Origin of the sequence: Micromonospora matsumotoense (genome assembly GCF_050951065.1) — a bacterium.
GTDB classification, from domain to species: Bacteria; Actinomycetota; Actinomycetes; order Mycobacteriales; family Micromonosporaceae; genus Micromonospora; species Micromonospora matsumotoensis.
Window position 1 is genome coordinate 3,861,667 of the sequence record NZ_CP192025.1, and the last position, 18,626, is coordinate 3,880,292.

Below are 18,626 nucleotides of genomic sequence, written 5' to 3' on the forward strand. Positions count from 1 at the left end.
AGGGCGACGGTCGCGAACCCGGCAGGCCGGCCGGACGCTGGCACCACGGGCCCGACGGGCACTGGCACTGCGGACCGGACGGACGCTGGCACCGCAGGCCCGACGGGCACTGGCACCACAGGCCGGACGGGAGCGAACGCAGCGGGCCGGACGGGCGTGCGGCAGCCGGTAGCGGGCCGGCCGGGCCGGTGCACATCGGCGGTGGGTGGGACTGGCGCGGGGCGGCCGGCGGCCGGACGGACGGTGCTGGGGACGGACATGGAGACTCCCGGTCGGCGTGGTGCAGGGTCCCCACCGACGCTAGGCAGCGCAAGACCGGCCGGCGTCCACCCGGCCGCTCGGGTCGACTCCCCCGCAGGTCGTCCCCCACCGGGGCAACCCGTACGACCCAGGTCGTACCCCGGCTCAGCCGCCCGGGGTGACCAGGCCGCTCTCGTACGCCAGGACCACCACCTGGACCCGGTCGCGGAGCTGGAGCTTGGCCAGGATCCGGCCGACGTGGGTCTTCACGGTCGCCTCGGCGACGTGCACCCGGGCGGCGATCTCGGCGTTGGCCAGCCCCTGGGCGACCAGCAGCAGGATCTCCCGTTCCCGGTCGGTGAGCTGGGCCAGTCGCGGGTCCTCGGCGGGGGCGGGGCCGAGCCGGTCGGCGAACCGGTCCAGCAGCCGGCGGGTGATCGACGGGGCGACCACCGAGTCGCCCTCGGCGACCACCCGGATGGCCGCCAGCAGCTCCTCCGGGGGCACGTTCTTGAGCAGGAAACCGCTGGCCCCGGCCCGCAGGGCGGCGAACGCGTCCGCCTCGGTGTCGAAGGTGGTGAGCACCAGCACCCGGGGCCGACCGTCGGTGGAGGCCGCGCAGATCCGGCGGGTCGCCTCCACCCCGTCCATGGTCGGCATCCGCAGGTCCATCACCACCACGTCGGCCTCGACCCGGGCCAGCACCCGCAGCGCGTCCGCCCCGTCGATCGCCTCACCGACGACCGTCAGGTCGGGTTGGGAGTCGAGCACCATCCGGAAGCCGGCCCGCACCAGCGCCTGGTCGTCCACGATCACCACTCGCACCGTCATACCGCGATCACCTCCGGGTCCGGGGTCGACGGTAGCGGCAGCCGCACCTCGACCTGCCACCCACCACCGGTACGGGGGCCGGCGGTGAGTTGGCCGTCGTACACGCCGACCCGCTCGCGCATCCCGACCAGGCCGTGGCCGCCGGAGGGCGCCGGCCGGGCCGGCGGGCGTCCGCGCCCGTCGTCGCTCACCCGGACCACCAGGTCGTCGTCGACGCCGAGCGCCACCGTGACGTCCGCGCCGACCCCGGCGTGCTTGAGGGCATTGGTGAGGGCCTCCTGCACCACCCGGTAGACGGTCAGGTCGAGCCCGGGTGGCAGGGTGGCCGGCACGTCCTCGGCCCGGTACCGGACCCGCAGGCCGGCGTCGCGGAACCGGCCCACCAGCGCGGGCAGCTCGGCGACGGTGGCGCGGCGGCGTTCCGGGTCGGTGTTGGGGGTGGTCGCACCGGCACCGGTGGTCGGCTCCGGCGGGCTGGGCTCGCGCAACACGTCGACCAGCCGACGCATCTCCTCCAGGGCCTGCCGGCCGGTGTCGGCCACCACCTTCACCGCGTGCCGGGCGGTCTCCGGGTCCCGGTCGAACAGCAGCCGGGCCCCGTCGGCCTGCACGATCATCACCGCCATGCTGTGCGCCACCACGTCGTGCAGCTCGCGGGCGATCCGGGCCCGTTCGCCGACCACCGCCGCGCGGGCCTCGGCCTCCCGCTCACGTTCCAGGGTGGCGGCCCGTTCCTCCAGGCTGAGCACGTAGAGCCGGCGGGTACGAACGTTCAGCGCGGCCAGCCACACCCCGCCGGTGATCAGCCCGAAGTAGATCGCGGTAGCCCACCAGGCGACGTTGGACTGGGCCTGCGAGGCGGCCAGCAGCACGCCGACGGCGGCGACGGCACCGGCCACCATGCCGTCGCGCAGCCGGTCGGCGTACTTGACCACGCTGTAGAGGGCGATGAGCACGGCGACGTCGTAGGCCAGCGGACCCCAGCCCGCGACCACCTGGGTCAACGCCAGCACGGCGACGACCGTCGCGACCAGCGACGGGTGGCCGCGCCGGAACAGCAGGGCCACCGCCATGCCCAGGCCGACCAGGGCGGCCCACCAGCCACCGGGCTGGGCTGACATCCCGGGCTGGGACGCCGCCGTGACCAGGGTGAAGAGCACTACCAGCGCGCCGACGCAGACGTCGAAGGCGACGCCGCGCAGCGGGCGACCGAAGAGGGTACGGCTCACGGTGACCGAGCGTAGTGCCCCGTTCGGCGTCGATGCGGGCCTGTCGGCCGAGCAGGGCTCAGACCAGCTCGCGCAGCCGGGCGATCTCCACGGTCTGCTCGGTCGCCACCGCGTTGGCGAACTCGTTGAGCTGCTGGTCGACACCGGCGGAGAGCAGCTGGGTGGCCATCGTCACCGCGCCCTCGTGGTGAGCGGTCATCAGCTGGACGAAGAGCCGGTCGAAGGCGACGCCCCGGGCGGCGGTGAGCTGCCGGACCGCCTCGGGGGACTGCATGCCCGGCATCCGGCCGTGATCGTGGCCGGGTTCCTCGGCGGCCAGGCCACGGGCGTCGAGCCAGCCGCGCAGCAGCCCGACCTCGGGGGACTGTGCACCCCGGATCCGGGCGGCGATCGCCTTGACCTGGGCGCTGGCGGCCCGGTCGGGGGCGAGCGCGGCCAACTGGAGGGCCTGTTGGTGGTGCGGGATCATCATCCGCACGAACCAGACGTCAAGGGTGTTGTAGCGGGGGGCGCCGGTGTCGCGGGCGTCCTGCGCGGGCCGGGTCGCGGCGGGCTCCCCCGGCCGGCCGGGCACGATCACCGCAGGGGCGTCCGCCGGGAGGGTCGGAGTCGGCGCGGCCGTGCGGCCGGCGGCTGCCGGGGTCGACCCGCCGTCGGGGCGCAGGGCCAGCACGACCGCCAGCAGGACGACGGCGGCGACTGTGACGGCGAGCAGGGTCCGTCCACGGCGGCCGGTCATGCGACTCCCCCTCCGATCGAGGTCGTCGCGATCGTATCCATTCACCAAGGCGGATTGATGTGACCCGGATCACATCAACTGTCATCACTGGCCGGTAAGGTGCCTGATACGCATCGTCCCCTTTCGAAGGGTTCCGCCGATGATCAGGTTCTCCCTGCCCCGACGACGGCAGCTGAAGATCGTCAGCGTGGTCGCCGCCGGTCTGCTGGTGGCAAGCGTCGCCACCAGCCCGGCGAGCAACGCCGCACCGGCCACCGCGACGGAGGGCGTGACCCCGGCGGCCCCGGGCCTCGCCGTCGACGAGATCTCCAGCAGCCCCAACCTGCGCCAGGTGGCCAACCTGCCCAAGCAGGCCCCGTTCGACACCACCAGCGCGCTCGGCACCGACATGGCGTTCCAGGACCGGTACGCCTTCGTCGGCAACTACAACGGCTTCGTCGTCTACGACATCGGCCGCCCCAGCGCCCCCAAGATCGTGTCGCAGGTGCTCTGCGCCGGCTCGCAGAACGACATCTCGGTCTACGGCAACCTGCTCTTCCTCTCCACCGACTCGTCCCGCACCGACGACTCCTGCAACAGCGTCGCGCAGCCGGCGACGGTGAAGGAGTCCTGGGAGGGCATCAAGGTCTTCGACATCAGCGACAAGGCCGCTCCGCGTTACATCAAGTCGGTGGAGACCGCCTGCGGTTCACACACCCACACCCTCGTCCCGAGCAAGGACCGCAAGACCGTCTACCTGTACGTGTCGTCGTACAGCCCCCGGGCGGACTTCCCCGACTGCCAGCCGCCACACGACTCGATCTCGATCGTCAAGGTCCCGGTGAAGAAGCCGACCGAGGCGGCCGTGGTGGCCACCCCCAACCTCTTCCCGGACGGTGGCTACGAGGGCATCCCCGGTCAGACCTCGGCCACCTCCGGCTGCCACGACATCACCGCCTACCCGGCCAAGGACCTGGCCGCCGGTGCCTGCATGGGCGACGGCGTCCTGCTGGACATCCGCAACCGCGAGGCACCCCGGGTGATCAACCGGGTCCGGGACACGGTCAACTTCGCGTTCTGGCACTCGGCGACGTTCAACAACGAGGGCACCAAGGTGGTCTTCACCGACGAACTCGGCGGTGGCGGCGCGGCCACCTGCAACGAGATCGTCGGCCCGCAGCGCGGCGCGGACGCCATCTACGACATCACCGGCCGTGGTGACGCCCGGGCAATGGTCTTCCGCAGCTACTTCAAGATTCCCCGCACCAACGCCGACACCGAGAACTGCGTGGCCCACAACGGCTCGCTGATCCCGGTCCTCGGCAAGGACGTCATGGTGCAGGCGTGGTACCAGGGCGGGGTCTCGGTCTGGGACTTCACCGACTCGACCCGCCCGAAGGAGATCGGCTTCTGGGAGCGGGGGCCGCTGTCGGACACCCAGCTCACCACCGGTGGCGCCTGGTCGACCTACTACTACAACGGGCACATCTACTCCAGCGACATCCAGAAGGGCCTGGACGTGCTCAAGCTCAACGACTGGCGGACCTGGACGGCCGATCTGGTCCGGGTCCCCGAGCTGAACGTGCAGACCCAGGCCGGCTACCTCAGCTGGTAACCCGACCCACCGACGACGAACGGCCCGGCCCCCTGGGGCCGGGCCGTTCGTGGGCCGGAGACGCCGTGGGTGAAGGGGTCAGCGGATCGGCAACTGGTAACGGCGCTCCTGGCCACCGCCGGCCACGGTGACCAGCCGGACCTCACCGTCCCGCAGGCCGTACGTCACCGACCAGCGGGTGTGCCCCTGCCGGACCTGGTCCAGCAGGCGCAATGCCGCCGCCGGTTCGACCCGGCCGTCGGCCCGGTCCAGTGCCGCCGCGAGGACGCCGTAGCGGTGGTCACGGCGACGCTGCTGCTCCGGTACGTCGACCACCGGCACATTGGTCAGCGCCTGCCACCGCCCCTGCGCCCGCTGCACCCGCATCGTCCCGTCGACGAACTCGACCACCGCCGACCGGCCGCCCGCGTCGGCGAGCAGGTAGTGCAGCGGCGGCCCGCCGTCGAAGTCGAGGTTGTGCCGGCCGAACAGCGCCACCGCCTCGTCCACCGTGGCCGCCCGGTCCAGCACCAGCCGCAGGATGCGCACCGACCCGACGGTGGGCCGCCCCGGCACCGGCTCGGCCGTCGCGTTGTCGTCGGCGGCCAGCCCGACGGCCAGCCCCCGCTCGTTCATCCCGTCGAAAGGCAGCAGCGGCGCGTCGAGCAACCGACGGTCCCCGGTCGGGTCCGGGCCCACCCCGAGATAGGAGAGGTCGACCAGGGAGACCGAGGCGTAGCCCTCGGGCGGGTCGGTGCGCAGCACCATCGCCGGGTTGGCGTCCCAGTCGAAGTTGCGGGCGAACAGCGGCCGGGCCGGGTCGCCGGAGGCGGCGAAGAGGGAGCAACCGAACGGGCCGGTCTCCGGCCGGGCGTCGGTGCCCACCGTCGGGTCGTACCCGCCGACGTAGGTCATCTCGTAGAGCGGCAGGTCGTCGACCTTGCGCAGGCTGTCCAGCGTCCGCCGGGCCTGCTCCGGGTCCTGTCGGGAGGCGACCGGCGGGCTCGCGGCGCCCCGGTCGGTCGAGGTCGGGCCGGTGGGGGCCGAGCCGGTCGGGTTCCCCTCGGCACAGCCGGTGGTGACGAGCAACAGGGCCAGTCCGGCCCCCAGCAGCATCCTGCGCATATCTCCTGAACGCTAGGGCAGGCATCGCGGGATGTCCACCGTGGCCGTGGGCCGCCGGCGGCACCGGCGGTGCGGTCGGCGCGCGGGCGCTCCCGGCGGACCGGCGCGGAACCGCCCGGGGGTGCGGGTCACCGGAGGGTGCGCGGCTCGCCGGAGAGTGCGGCTCGCCGGAGAGTACGTGGGTCGCCGGAGAGTACGTGGGTCGCCGGGAGCGGCGGGTGGGCAGTTCCGGCGGACCGGCGTCGGACCTGGGCCGGCTGTGCGAGGATCGTGCGCCGTGACACCTGCCGGCGGGACACCGCCCGTCCCGACCGACCGCCCCCGCCGTCCGAGGCTGCAGCCGCTGGACCGGGTGGCGATCGGACTGGCCCTGCTGGGCCTCGGCGCGGTGGTCACCGGGCTGCTCCCCCGGGCCGACGCCGCAGCGACGCTGCACCGCATCCTGCCGCTGCTGCTCTTCCTCGGCGCGGTGGTGGTGCTCGCCGAGTTGACCGCCGTCGCCGGCGTGTTCGACGTGCTGGCCACCCGGCTGGCGATCGTCGCCCGGGGCAGCTTCGCCGCCCTGTTCCTGCTCTGCGTCGGGTTCGCCTCGCTCACCACCATCGCCCTCAACCTGGACACCACCGCGGTCCTGCTCACCCCGGTGATGATCGCGCTGGCCCGCAAGCTGGGTGTCGCCCCGGGGCCGCTGGCGATGACCACGGTCTGGCTGGCCAACACCGCCAGCCTGCTGCTGCCGGTGTCGAACCTGACCAACCTGCTCGCCGCCGACCGGATCGCCCTGGCCCCGGCGGCGTACGCGGCCAGGATGGCGTTGCCGCAGGTCGCGGCGATCGGGGTGACCATGGCGGGGCTGTGGCTCTGGTACTGGCGGCGGGGTCGACGCGACGCCGAGCGGTTCACCCCTCCCCCGCCGTACCGGCCGGCGGACCGGCTGCTGTTCGGCACGGCGGTCGCCGGCTGCCTGCTGCTCGTCGGCGGCATCCTGGCCGGGGTGGAGATCGGCGTCGCCGCCGCCGTCGCCGCCGGCCTGGTGGTGCTCGGCTTCCTGGTCCGGTCCCGACATACCCTGCGCCCGGCACTGCTGCCCTGGCGGCTGCTGGTCTTCGTGACCGGCCTGTTCCTGGTGGTGCAGACCCTCGGCCGGCACGGGCTGGACGACCTGGTGTCGGTGCTGCTCGGGGACGCCGGTGGCACGGTGGGGGCGCTGCGGGCCGGTGGCACCGGCGCGTTCCTGGCCAACCTGGTCAACAACCTGCCCGCCTACCTGGCCGGGGAGGCGGTGCTCCCGCCCGGCGACGAGACCCGGCTGCTGGCGCTGCTGATCGGCACCAACGTCGGCCCGCTGGCGGTGCCGTGGGCGTCGCTGGCGACCCTGCTGTGGTTCGAGCGGTGCCGGGCCGCCGGGGTGACCGTGCCGTGGGGCCGGTTCGTGGCGACCAGCGCGGTGGTCGCGGTGCTCGCCACGGTCGCCGCGGTGCTCGCCCTGCTGGTGGTCGGCTGACCGGCGACCCGACGATCCGGCCGTTCGCCCGGCGTGGTGGGGCGGTACGACCGGCCGTCAGACCCCCATCTCGGCCTCGTACGCCGAGCGCAGCCGGGCCTGGGCGGCGGGGGCCAGGCAGACGTGCCAGGCCGGTCCCTCGTCGATGACGTTCAGTTCACCGGCGGCCTGCCGGGCCAGCAGGATCTCGGCCAGCACGTCCCGCGCGCCGAACCGGGCGTACCAGGCCAGTTCCAGGTCCACCGCCCAGCCTAGGCAGTGGCCGCTGGGGAGCATGGCCGGGTACCCGAGCCGACGCAACCGGTACCGGTGCTCGGCGCTGTGGGCCAGGCTGGTCACCCACAGCGGCGGGGTGCCCGGCGGGGCGGACCGGGCAAACTCCCGGGCCAGGTCGTTGAGGAGCGCGACGATCTCCCGGCGGGTCCGCCGGAACGGCACCCCGGTGGTGCGGGGGGTGGCCTCCGGCAGCAACCGACGGCGCACGGCGTGGACGCCGCGGCCGAGGGCGCCCGCCGGCTGCTGCCGGTAGCGGAAGCCGAGCAGCCCGCGGCGGCGCAGCCACTCCAGGTCGATCAGGTCGGGGTGCGTGTCGACCTGTTCGTCGGTGCGCAGGAGCGGGGCGTCCCGCCACCACACGAGGTCGATGCGGGAGAGCAGGTAGATCCGGACCAGCGCGGTCAGGTCGGCGGCCGAGGTGCGGTCGTCGGGCTGGTGCCGGGCCAGCTCCAGCAGCAGGGTCTCCCGGGCACCGAGCACGCCCTGGTCGGTGGCGTCGAGCACGTCGGCGATGGCCGGTTCGTGCAGCCGCTGGTCGAGCAGCACCTGACGGGCGGCGGTGGCGGCGGTGCCGGCCAGCGCACCCACCTCGACCAGCAACTCCGCGACCGCTTCCCGGTAGGCGTCGAGGTCGGGGGCGGCCGGCCGGAGGGCACGCGTCGGGACGGGCGTCCGCCGAGCCGGGGCGGGCGGGGTCACGCCGGGCTGGGGGCCGGGGCTTCGGCTGGGCACGCGCATGGTCGGTCCTCTCCCGGTACGCCACGGTGCGGATGAACCTGAAGGCACCGTAAACGCTGTGAACCGGTAAAGAACGAGCATTTGCCCCAGGACCCCCGAAGGGCGACGGGCTGCCCAGGAGACGGGCGACGACGACCTGGTCGACTGGACGTACGTCGGTGACGACGGGCGGCCCGATGCCACCGGCGACCACCCCGGGGCCGCCCGCCGGTGTGGAGCGGGCGGCCCCGGGTGGTCGGGGAGATCAGCGCAGCGTGCAGGCCGTCCCGTTCACGGCGAACCCGGTCGGGGTCGGGTTCGCGCCGCTGTAGGTGGCGTTGAAGCCGAGGTTGACCGAGCCGTTCGGGGCGACCGCGCCGTTGTAGCTCTCGTTGGTCACCGTCACCTCGCTGCCGCTCTGGCTGAACCGGCCCGACCAGCCCTGGCTGATCTGCTGGTTGCCGGTGAACCGGAAGGTCAACCGCCACGACGACCAGGCGGCGGCGCTGGTGTTGGCCACCGTGACGCTGCCGGTGAACCCGGTGCTCCAACTGTTCGCCGAGTACGTCACCGCGCACCCGCCGGCCGGCGGCGGCGTGGTGGTCGGCGGGGGCGGCGTGGTCGTGGGCGGGGGCGGCGTGGTGGTCGGCGGCGGCGTCACCGTGGGGGTCGGCGTCGGGTCCGGCCCGGTGCCGGTGCCGGCCTGCTCGGCCGCCCAGTGCACCAACCAGGCCATCGCCGAGTTCCAGTTGATCGCCACCTCGTTGACCGAGTACGCCCCGATGTCGTCGATGAAGCACTTCTGCGGCTTGCAACCGGCGAGCTGGGCCTGCACGACCGGGTCCTGCAACTCGCTGTTCGGGCCGCCGGACAGCGAACCGGGCGGCGCGGTGGGCAGCGAACCGTCGTTCTGGTTGGCCCAGAACCGGTGGTGCAGGTTGCGCACCGGCTTGTCCCCGTAGCCGGCCACGTAGGACTGGTTGAGCGGGTTGCGGCCGAGCAGGTAGTCGTAGGCGGCGTAGGCCCCGTTGCGGTACCGCGCCGTGCCGGTCAGGTCGAACGCCATGGCGAGCACGTTGGCGTTGTTGGCGACCGCGCCGTTGGAACCCCAGTAGTACGTGCCGTTGCCGCTGCCCGGGGCCGGGTAGCCCTGGTTGGCGGTCTGGGCGAGCATCCGGTCGGCGAAGCCGACGATCGCCGAGCGGATCGCGCTCACGTCGCCGCTGGCCAGGCCGGTCGGCACCAGCACGAGGGTGGTGTCACCCAGCCCGGCCGTCCAGCTCCAGTCGTACGCGCCCCGGGTGAAGCCGGCGCCCCGGGCGTGCGGGGAGCCGCTCAGGTCGTTGCGGTAGCCCGTCGAGCCGGTGGTGGCGTACAGCTCGGCCGCCGCCCAGTAGAACTCGTCGCTGACGGTGTTGTCCTCGTACGCGCCGCCGCCGGTGTTGTCGGTGGCGGGGGCGAGCCGGTTCGGGTTGGCCTTCGCCGCGGCGTACGCCTTCTCGGCGGCAGCCAGGGCCCGGGAGGCGAAGGAGGCGTCGAACGGCTTCCACAGCCGGGACGCCTGGGCGGCCACCGCCGCCATGTTGAGGGTGGCGGCGGTGCTCACCGGGGAGAGCAGCCGGGGCTCGCTGTCCAGCTCGGGACGGGTGGGTAGCGCGGTCCAGTTCTGGTCGTGGATCTTGTGGTGCACCATGCCGGCGTTGGTCCGGCCGGCCGGCACCTGCATCTTGAGCAGGAACTCCAGCTCCCAGCGGGCCTCGTCGAGCACGTCCGGCACCCCGTTGGCGCGCTCGGGGATGGCCAGCGTGCCGTCGGCGACGGCGGAACGGTCGGCCCCGGTCACGTACAGCGTGCGCTCGTAGATGTTCTGCAGCTGCCAGGTGGCCAGGCCGCCGTTGACCACGTACTTGCCCTGGTCACCGGCGTCGTACCAGCCGCCGCGCACGTCCAGCGTGTAACCGCAGGAGGTGCGGCACGGCACGTTGTTGTCACCCCGGTTCGGGGCGACGTTGACGTGCCCGGCCGGGCGGGCGTAGCGGGAACCGACGTACTGGGCGTCGATCGGGGTGCCGCTGCGCTGGTGGTAGAAGAACGCCAGCGAGTCACCGCGCAGCCGGCGCACCGGGTCGGCGGAGATGTCGAACGGGTAGCTGTTGCTCCCGCCGACCGACAGCACGTAGCCCGTGCCCGGGGTGTCATAGGCGGAGAAGTCCGCGATGTGCACCGAGTCGCCGGAGAGCGTGTCGGCTCCCCGTACCGTGGTCTGCCCGGACGCCACCGTGGCACCGGCGGCGTTGCGCAACGTCCAGCCGATCGGGGCGTTCGCGGAGTTCACGACGGTGGCCTGTTTGGGCAGCCCCGGCACGTAGGCGACCTGGTTGACCTTGACCGGTGAGCCGGGATCGGGGGCGGCGGAGGCGAGCTGCGGCACTGCCGCGAGCCCACCGAGGGCGAGCAGGGCGGCGGCCGTGAACGCGAGGGGACGCCGTCGGAATTGGTGGGGCATGGGGCCTCTTCCGGTGGTGATGACAGTGACCACCCGACCGCCCGGCGCAGCGGACATCCGCCGGGCGGTCGGGGGACCGTCGACGGGAGCGCTCCGCCCACCATAGACCAGCATCAGTCTGCCGGGAAGTCACCACCCACCGGGTGGACCGTCCGGGTGTCGCCGTCGTAACTGCGCGCCGCCACGAACCGACCCTCCGGCCGGTCGCCGCCGACCACCGCGCGGGCCCGCCGCCGGTCGTGGTCCCGGAAGCGCAGCGCGAGGCTCAGGTGCGGGACCCAGCGGCCCGGGGCGTGCCAGGGCCGCTGGCCGCCCGCGTCGTCGAGCGCCGCCCAGACGGCCCCGTGCAGGGCGGTCAGCTCCGGCGTGGGCCGGACCAACCAGACCAGCGGCGCGCTGCCGTCGAGCACCGTCACCCGCTCCAGCCGGACCGGCAGGGGCAGCGCGGCGTCGAAGAGCCCGGCGATCCGGTCGACCGCGCCGGGCGGGAACGCCTCGACGGCGGCCAGGGTCAGGTGCGGCCGGTTCGTCGGATGACCGTGCCGGGCCAGGCTGGGCAGCCCCGCCCCGGCCAACCTGTCCCAGGCGGCGCGGACCGTCTCTTCCAGCACCGGGCAGCAGAGCAGCTCGACCGTACGCACACCCGTCAGGCTATCCGGCAGACGCCGGGAGCCCGCCGACCTCCCGGGCGGTCCGGGCCGCCCCGGCACGGTCGGTCGCGCCGCGCCTGCGGACCGCCGTCGGGTGGTGGCGAGGGCGTACGGCGTACGCGACCTCGTCATCGGGGTGCCCTGCCCTGCACCCCGTGGCCTGAACGGGTCCGCCGCCGTTGTGCCGACCGGCACGGTTGTGCCGGTCGGCGCAGCGGCCCGACGGGGGTGATGGAAAACTTTGCCCCATGAGTTCCGCACCTACACCGACCGACCTCTCCGCTCCCGACGATTCCGACGGCGGGCCCGCCTTCGTCGATCTCGGGCTGCGCGCCGAGCTGTTAGGCGCCCTCTCCGCGCTCGGCTACGAGGAGCCCACCCCGATCCAACGGGAGGCGATCCCGCTGCTGCTGGCCGGCCGGGACCTGCTCGGGCAGGCGGCGACCGGTACGGGCAAGACCGCCGCGTTCGCCCTGCCCCTGTTGCAGCGGATGCCGGACGACCGCCGTGGCGGTGACCCGGTGTCGCTGGTGCTGGTGCCCACCCGGGAACTGGCCGTGCAGGTCTCTGAGGCGTTCCACCGGTACGGCAAGGATCTCGGTGCCCGGGTGCTGCCGATCTACGGCGGCCAGCCGATCGGCCGCCAACTGCGCGCCCTCGACCTGGGCGTGGATGTGGTGGTGGCGACCCCGGGCCGGGCCCTGGACCACATCGCCCGGGGCACCCTGCGGCTGGGTTCGCTGGCCACGGTGGTGCTGGACGAGGCCGACGAGATGCTCGACATGGGCTTCGCCGAGGACATCGAGGCGATTCTGGAGCACGCGCCCGCCGAGCGCCAGACGGTGCTCTTCTCGGCGACCATGCCGGCCCGGATCGACGGCCTGGCCCGCAAGCACCTGACGGACCCGGAGCGGATCCAGATCGGGCGGGAGCAGCCGGTGGCCGGGGAGGCGCCCCGGGTCCGGCAGAGCGCGTACATCGTCACCCGGGCGCACAAGCCGGCGGTGCTGGGTCGGGTGCTGGACGTGGAGTCCCCGACGGCGGCGATCGTGTTCTGCCGCAGCCGGGAGGAGGTGGACCGGCTCACCGAGACGATGAACGGGCGTGGCTACCGGGCCGAGGCGCTGCACGGCGGGATGAGCCAGGAGCAGCGGGACCGGGTGATGGGGCGGCTGCGCGCCGGCACCGCCGACCTGCTGGTGGCCACCGACGTGGCGGCCCGCGGGCTGGACGTCGAGCAGCTCACCCACGTGGTCAACTACGACGTGCCGTCGGCTCCGGAGTCGTACGTGCACCGGATCGGCCGGGTGGGTCGGGCCGGTCGGGAGGGGGTGGCGATCACCCTCGCCGAGCCCCGGGAGCACCGGATGCTCAAGACCATCGAGCGGGTCACCGGTCAGCGGATCGACATCGACAAGATTCCCACGGTGGCCGACCTGCGGACCCGACGGATGGCGCTGACCCAGGCGGCGCTGCGGGAGAGCCTGCTGGAGGACGACCTGGACCCGTTCCGGGTGATCGTCGAGTCCCTGTCGGACGAGTTCGACCTGATGGAGGTGGCGCTGGCGGCCGTCAAGCTGGCCCACGAGGCGGCCCTGCCCGGCTCCGACGACGAGGAGGAGATCCCGCAGGTGGCGGTCCGCGCGCCCCGGGAGTCCCGACCCGGGTTCGAGGGCCGGGGCGGGGACCGGCGCGGCGGTGGCAGCCGGCCGCGCACGGGCGGCACCGCGCAGGTCTTCATCGGCCTGGGTCGCCGCGCCGGGGTCCGCCCGCAGGACCTGGTCGGTGCGATCACCGGCGAGACCCGGGTGAGCGGCCGGGACATCGGCTCGATCGAGATCGCCGACCGGTTCTCCCTGGTGGAGGTGCCGCTGGGCGTCGCCGACGAGGTGATCGCGGGGCTGCGTAACAGCACCATCAAGGGTCGTAAGGCGACCGTGCGGCGCGACCGCGGCGGCGAGGGGAACTGACCCGACACGCGACACCGGCCCGCACCCCCGGACGGGGGCGCGGGCCGGTCGCGTTGCTCAGAGCGGGTACGGCCCGAAGCGGCCCCAGGCGACGATCGCCGCCAGGATCAGCAGCACCACGGTCATCGCGGTGCCGGGGTGTTCCTTGGCCCGGGCGTGCACGACGACCGCGCCGAGCATCACGATCACCAGCCCGACGGCGGCCAGCGGGGTGAGCACCGTGGCGATGCCGGTGAGGCCGGGCAGGACCAGCCCGAGCGCGGCCAGCACCTCGACCGCGCCGAGCGCCTTGACCTGGGTGGGCGGGACGTTCTCCACCCAGCCCATCCGGTCGCGCAACTTCTCCTTGGGCTGGGTGAGCTTGGTCAGTCCCGCGCCGGCGAAGAGCGCGGCGAGCAGGATCTGCAGGATCCACAGGAACACGTTCATGGGCGGTCGCCTCCGGGGGGTGCCACCGTTCGGTGGCGGATGCGGGAACGGGAAGGGTCAGGCTACGGCCCCGGCCGGCCCCCGACGCCCGGTGGGACGTCGGGGGCCGCGGTGGCCGGGGTGCCCGTGTGGTCACCGACCTAGCGGGCGGCCGCGTTGTGGGAGCCGCCGGACGGGGCCGGTCAGGCGGCGCCGACCGGCCGACCGCCGAGTGCCTCCGCGTCGATCTCGGCCGGCCGCAACGCCAGGGCGAGCACGTCGGCGACGTCGGCCAGGGTGTGCACGGTCAGCGCCTCGCGGACCTCGGTGGGCAGGTCGTCGAGGTCCGGCTCGTTGCGGGCCGGGATGATCACCTCGGTCAGGCCGGCCCGGTGCGCGGCGAGCAGTTTCTGCTTCACCCCGCCGATGGGCAGCACCCGCCCGGAGAGCGTCACCTCACCGGTCATCCCGAACTCGGGGCGTACCGGCCGGCCGGTCACCAGGGAGGCCAGCGCGGTGACCATGGTGATGCCGGCGCTCGGGCCGTCCTTGGGCACCGCACCCGCCGGCACGTGCAGGTGGATCCGGCTTCCGGCGAGGACGTTCGGGTCGAGGCCGTACCGCCGCCCGTTGGCCCGCAGGTAGGACCACGCGATGTGCGCGGACTCCTTCATCACGTCGCCGAGCTGCCCGGTCAGGGTCAACCCGGGCTCACCCGCCATGCTGGTGGCCTCGATGAAGAGCACGTCACCACCCGCGCCGGTGACCGCCAGCCCGGTGGCGACGCCGGGCACCGCCGTCCGCTCCGCCGACTCCGGGGTGAACTTCGGCCGGCCCAGGTAGCGGGCCAGGTTGCCGGTGTCCACCTCGACCGGTGCCGGGTCGGTTGCCAGGGCGACGGCGACCTTGCGCAGGATCTTGGCCAGGGCCCGTTCGAGCTGCCGGACGCCGGCCTCCCGGGTGTGCTCCCCCGCGATCCGGGCGAGCGCCTCGTCGGCCACGGTGACCTCATCGGTGGTCAGCCCGGCCCGCTGGAGCTGCCGGGGCAGCAGGTGGTCGCGGGCGATGGCGACCTTCTCGTCCTCGGTGTACCCGTCCAGAGTAACCAGTTCCATCCGGTCCAGCAGCGGGCCGGGAACGGCCTCCACCACGTTGGCGGTGGCCAGGAAGAGCACGTCGGACAGGTCGAGGTCGACCTCCAGGTAGTGGTCCCGGAAGGTGTGGTTCTGTGCCGGGTCGAGCACCTCCAGCAGGGCGGCGGCCGGGTCCCCGGCGTACCCGACGGCCAGCTTGTCGACCTCGTCGAGGAGCACCACCGGGTTCATCGAGCCGGCCTCGCGCAGCGCGCGGACGATCCGGCCGGGCAACGCCCCGACGTAGGTGCGTCGGTGGCCACGGATCTCGGCCTCGTCGCGGACGCCGCCGAGGGAGACCCGGACGAAGTTGCGGCCCAGGGCACGGGCCACCGACTCGCCGAGGCTGGTCTTGCCGACACCGGGCGGGCCGGCGAGGGCCAGCACCGCGCCGGAACCGCGCCCGCCGACCACCCCGAGGTTGCGCTCGGCGCGGCGGTTGCGCACCGCGAGGTGTTCCAGGATGCGGTCCTTCACGTCGGCCAGGCCGGCGTGGTCGGCGTCGAGCACCGCCCGGGCCGCCGCCAGGTCGGTGTTGTCCTCGGTACGCGTGCTCCACGGCATCTCCAGCACCGTGTCCAGCCAGGTCCTGATCCAGCCCGCCTCCGGGGAGGCGTCGCTGGCCCGTTCCAGCTTGCCGACCTCGCGCAGCGCCGCCTCGCGGACCGTCTCCGGCAGGTCGGCGGTCTCGACCCGGGCCCGGTAGTCGGCGGAGCCGTCCGGCTCGTCCTCGCCCAGTTCCTTGCGGATCGCGGCGAGCTGCTGGCGGAGCAGGAACTCCCGCTGGGACTTCTCCAGCCCTTCCCGGACGTCGCTGGTGATCTGCTCGGTGACCTCCTGCTCGGCCAGGTGCTCCTTCACCCAGCCGACGAGCAGCTCCAGCCGGGCGGTGACGTCCGGCGCGGCGAGCAGTTCGGTCTTCTGTGCCAGGCTGAGCCAGGGCGCGTAACCCGCCGCGTCGGCCAGTTCGGACAGGTCGGTCATCCGCTCCATCGCGTCGATGACCTGCCAGGCGCCCCGCTGCTGCAGGACCGAGGTCATCAGGGCGCGGTATTCCCGGGCCAGGTCGCGGGCGCGACCGGCGGGGGCGGGTTCGTCGAGTCGGGTGGCCTCCACCCAGAGGGCGGCGCCGGGCCCGGGGACCCCGGAGCCGATCCGGGCGCGGGCCAGGCCGCGCACCACGGCGGCGGGTTCACCGTCGGGGAGCCGGCCCACCTTCTCGATGGTGGCGATCGTGCCCACGGGGCCGTACTCGCCGTCGATGCGGGGCACGGCGAGCAGGCTCTTGTCGCCGCTGGCCCGGGCGGCGTCGATCGCCGCCTGGGTGGTCGGGTCGAGGGTCACCGGGATGACCATGCCGGGAAGCAGGACGACGTCGGTCAGCGGAAGTACCGGAAGGGTTGCCATCAGACACCTGCCATCACCTTGAGGTTGAGCGTGTCTCACTCAAGTCACCAACCGTTCCCCGTGTTCCTCAGTGTGACCCAGGACACATCCCGCCCGTGTCGCCACCACCCGCCAGCATTGGCCGGACCCGAATTTCCCAGGATTGACCCGACCCGCCAAATGAAAGAGAGGCGTATTGTTGCGGATTTGCCGTCAGATACGTCAAACTCTTAGCACACCCCGCTCAACACAGGGAGTAATGGCGATGGCAAGGAAAGTAATCACCGTTCTGACCGACGACCTCGACGGCGGAAAGGCCGATCGGACCGTCGAGTTCAGCCTGGACGGGGCGGCGTACACCATCGATCTCTCCGACGAGAACGTGGGGGTGCTGCGCAAGGCGCTCGACGCCTACATCACCGCTGGCCGTCGAATGGGGCGAGGTGCGGTCGAGGCCGGTCGCCCGGCTCGCCGCCCGGCTCGCGCCGGGGTCTCGGGAATGGATCGCGAGCAGAACCGCGCCATCCGGGAATGGGCGACCAAGAACGGCCACGAGATTTCCGAGCGCGGTCGCATCCCGGTCTCGGTCGTGGAGGCGTGGAAGAACCGCTGACCGGCGGTCAGGTCACGAACGGACGCGCCGGGGTCACGCTGAGATAACAGCGGCGACCCCGGCGCTTTTCGCCGTGTCCACAATTTCACCCATCGGCCCGTCGCCGAAACCCTTGCCGGCCCGGCCGGCCCTGACCACCGGAACGCGCCGCCCCGCAGGCCGCCGCCCGGAACAGGATCGCCACCACTGGCCGCACCACCCCGCGCCGGACCACGGCGTCGGCCTCCGGAGCGTGGACCCGTCCGAAAAGCCACGGGCCGCCCCGGGAGTTCCCGGGGCGGCCCGTGGCCGTCGTCGCCTGTCCGGTCAGTTGACCCGGATGCGTACCACGTCGAAGGCGGGGGTCTGGTTGGCCCGCTCCATCATCGGCACCCGGTGCGAACCGTCACCGGCCCAGACCGCGCACTGCGCCGTACCCGACTGCGGCAGGCCCGGGATCTGGATGGTCACGTCGTCGGACTGGTTGCCGCCCTTGCCGTCCTCGGTGGCCACGAAGAACGCCGGAACGTCCTGCGGGTTCGACGGGGCCTGGTTGGTGTTCTGCAGCATCCGGCAGGCGGTGTGGAAGTGGCCACGGGTGAGGCCCTGACCGTTGAGCACCGAACTCTCCACGTAGTAGCCGCCCTGGCCGGCCGCCAGGAACCGGTCACGGACCAGGTTGCGGGTGGAGACCTTCAGGCTGAAGGCCTGGTTGCGCTGCACCTGGTTCGGGAACTGCGTGATCAGCAGCGACGGGTTGCTGGCCGCCGCGCCGACCTCGCCGAACGCGGTACTGACACAGCGGTTGCCGTTCTGGAAGCCGTCGTGCGGCTGCAACCTGCTGTTGGCGCAGTCCTTCGCGAGCACGCCCAGGGCGTTGCCGTTGTTGCCGTTCTGGCCGCCGTTGTTGTTGCCGCCGTTGTTGTTCTGGCCGCCGGTGTTGCCGTTCTGGCCGCCGTTGTTGTTGCCACCGTTATTGGCGGCGACCTGGCAGCCGGCGAGTTGCTCCAGGCCCTGCGGGCGCTGGGCGAACCGGCCGATCGCGGTGGCGATCCGGTTCAGGGCGGACCGCCGCTTGTCGGCCAACGGACCGAGGATGGCGTTGTTGATGAACGCCTGCCCGTTGCGCCCCTCGGCCGCCAACCGCTTGTTGGCGTCGTCGATCTGGGTCTTCAGCAGGGCGAGTTCCTTGTCCACCTCGGCCTTGGCCTGCGCCGGAATCTGCGGCAGCCGGGGGGTCACCTGTGGGCAGGCGACCGTCGAGGCGAGGGTGGTCACCGGCGCGTTGCCGGCCTTGACGGCCTGGCACTCGGCAACGGACATCTGACCGTCACCCCAGTGGTTGCGGACCCAGCGACCGTTCTGCCAGGTCTGGGTGGTGCTGCCCCGCCCGCTCGGCGAGGTGGCACCGGGGCTCGGTGCGACACAGGCCGACGAGACGTTGCGGGCCTGCTGCTGCCGCGGCTTGTCCCCGGCCGATGAGATCTGGGTGACGGCGGCGATACCGCCGAAGACGACGAGCGCACCGACCGCCGCCAGCAGCCGCTTGCTCCGCGCGTTACCGGACGACCGGCGTGCCCCTGTGGACCTGCGCATCGAATTGCTCTCCTTCTCGATCCGGTGCCTGACTCGTGTCCCCGACGAGGAGACGACCTTCGGGTCGGTCTCCCCCACCGGGGTCACTGCGACGTTCCGGTCGCACGTCGATGGCCGACGATGCCTTTCCGCACCGTCCGCCGCGTCGGGT

The 18,626-nt window shown here is 73.2% G+C and carries 14 protein-coding genes; 4 read left to right on the top strand and 10 right to left on the bottom strand.

All coding sequences use genetic code 11. The features are described from left to right. Positions 1 to 405: 405 nt before the first annotated feature. The 3 genes from ACQP1S_RS17005 to ACQP1S_RS17015 are packed head-to-tail and all read right to left on the bottom strand — an operon-like array spanning position 406 to position 3,039. Positions 406 to 1,071: a response regulator gene (locus tag ACQP1S_RS17005; protein ID WP_432896258.1), complete on the bottom strand. Its 666-nt coding sequence runs from the start codon at positions 1,069 to 1,071 to the stop codon at positions 406 to 408. After that, complete coding sequence (locus ACQP1S_RS17010) at positions 1,068 to 2,300, bottom strand: sensor histidine kinase (RefSeq protein WP_432896260.1); 1,233 nt, start codon at positions 2,298 to 2,300, stop codon at positions 1,068 to 1,070. Before ACQP1S_RS17010 ends, ACQP1S_RS17005 begins: the two co-directional genes overlap by 4 nt. A 58-nt stretch (positions 2,301 to 2,358) precedes the next feature. Beyond that, complete coding sequence (locus tag ACQP1S_RS17015) at positions 2,359 to 3,039, bottom strand: DUF305 domain-containing protein (protein ID WP_432896263.1); 681 nt, start codon at positions 3,037 to 3,039, stop codon at positions 2,359 to 2,361. Positions 3,040 to 3,178: 139 nt separating this feature from the next. On the opposite strand from ACQP1S_RS17015, the gene ACQP1S_RS17020 reads away from it, so the two are divergent. Beyond that, entirely contained in the window at positions 3,179 to 4,633 is a 1,455-nt protein-coding gene (locus ACQP1S_RS17020) for an LVIVD repeat-containing protein (RefSeq protein WP_432896266.1), read from the top strand. A 78-nt stretch (positions 4,634 to 4,711) separates the two neighbouring features. On the opposite strand, the gene ACQP1S_RS17025 is transcribed toward ACQP1S_RS17020, so the two are convergent. After that, a complete protein-coding gene (locus ACQP1S_RS17025) occupies positions 4,712 to 5,737 on the bottom strand; it encodes a linear amide C-N hydrolase (RefSeq protein ID WP_432896269.1) in 1,026 nt (341 codons plus the stop codon). A gap of 352 nt (positions 5,738 to 6,089) precedes the next feature. On the opposite strand from ACQP1S_RS17025, the gene ACQP1S_RS17030 reads away from it, so the two are divergent. Beyond that, positions 6,090 to 7,241 (top strand): SLC13 family permease, encoded by a 1,152-nt coding sequence (locus tag ACQP1S_RS17030; protein ID WP_432896272.1) that lies wholly within the window; start codon positions 6,090 to 6,092, stop codon positions 7,239 to 7,241. A gap of 57 nt (positions 7,242 to 7,298) precedes the next feature. Here the strand turns inward: ACQP1S_RS17030 and ACQP1S_RS17035 are convergent, their stop codons facing one another. The 3 genes from ACQP1S_RS17035 to ACQP1S_RS17045 form a co-directional block, all read right to left on the bottom strand. Continuing rightward, entirely contained in the window at positions 7,299 to 8,255 is a 957-nt protein-coding gene (locus tag ACQP1S_RS17035) for a hypothetical protein (protein WP_432896275.1), read from the bottom strand. A gap of 244 nt (positions 8,256 to 8,499) precedes the next feature. Next, positions 8,500 to 10,740, bottom strand: a complete 2,241-nt coding sequence (locus tag ACQP1S_RS17040; protein ID WP_091251284.1) for a glycoside hydrolase family 9 protein — start codon at positions 10,738 to 10,740, stop codon at positions 8,500 to 8,502. Positions 10,741 to 10,853: 113 nt separating this feature from the next. Continuing rightward, complete coding sequence (locus ACQP1S_RS17045; protein WP_432896278.1) at positions 10,854 to 11,381, bottom strand: 2'-5' RNA ligase family protein; 528 nt, start codon at positions 11,379 to 11,381, stop codon at positions 10,854 to 10,856. Positions 11,382 to 11,638: 257 nt separating this feature from the next. Between ACQP1S_RS17045 and ACQP1S_RS17050 the strand changes: the two genes are divergently transcribed. Then, entirely contained in the window at positions 11,639 to 13,360 is a 1,722-nt protein-coding gene (locus ACQP1S_RS17050; RefSeq protein WP_091251279.1) for a DEAD/DEAH box helicase, read from the top strand. A gap of 57 nt (positions 13,361 to 13,417) precedes the next feature. On the opposite strand, the gene ACQP1S_RS17055 is transcribed toward ACQP1S_RS17050, so the two are convergent. Beyond that, on the bottom strand, positions 13,418 to 13,789 hold the full coding sequence (locus ACQP1S_RS17055) for a DoxX family protein (RefSeq protein ID WP_432896281.1): 372 nt from the start codon (positions 13,787 to 13,789) through the stop codon (positions 13,418 to 13,420). 182 nt (positions 13,790 to 13,971) lie between these two features. After that, positions 13,972 to 16,308 carry an endopeptidase La gene (gene lon / locus ACQP1S_RS17060; protein ID WP_432896284.1) on the bottom strand — a complete coding sequence of 779 codons (2,337 nt, stop codon included), beginning with the start codon at positions 16,306 to 16,308 and terminating at the stop codon, positions 13,972 to 13,974. A gap of 244 nt (positions 16,309 to 16,552) precedes the next feature. Between lon and ACQP1S_RS17065 the strand changes: the two genes are divergently transcribed. Continuing rightward, a complete protein-coding gene (locus tag ACQP1S_RS17065; RefSeq protein ID WP_363668361.1) occupies positions 16,553 to 16,900 on the top strand; it encodes a histone-like nucleoid-structuring protein Lsr2 in 348 nt (115 codons plus the stop codon). Positions 16,901 to 17,206: 306 nt separating this feature from the next. Here the strand turns inward: ACQP1S_RS17065 and ACQP1S_RS17070 are convergent, their stop codons facing one another. After that, positions 17,207 to 18,475 (bottom strand): hypothetical protein, encoded by a 1,269-nt coding sequence (locus tag ACQP1S_RS17070; RefSeq protein ID WP_432896287.1) that lies wholly within the window; start codon positions 18,473 to 18,475, stop codon positions 17,207 to 17,209. Positions 18,476 to 18,626: the final 151 nt, after the last annotated feature.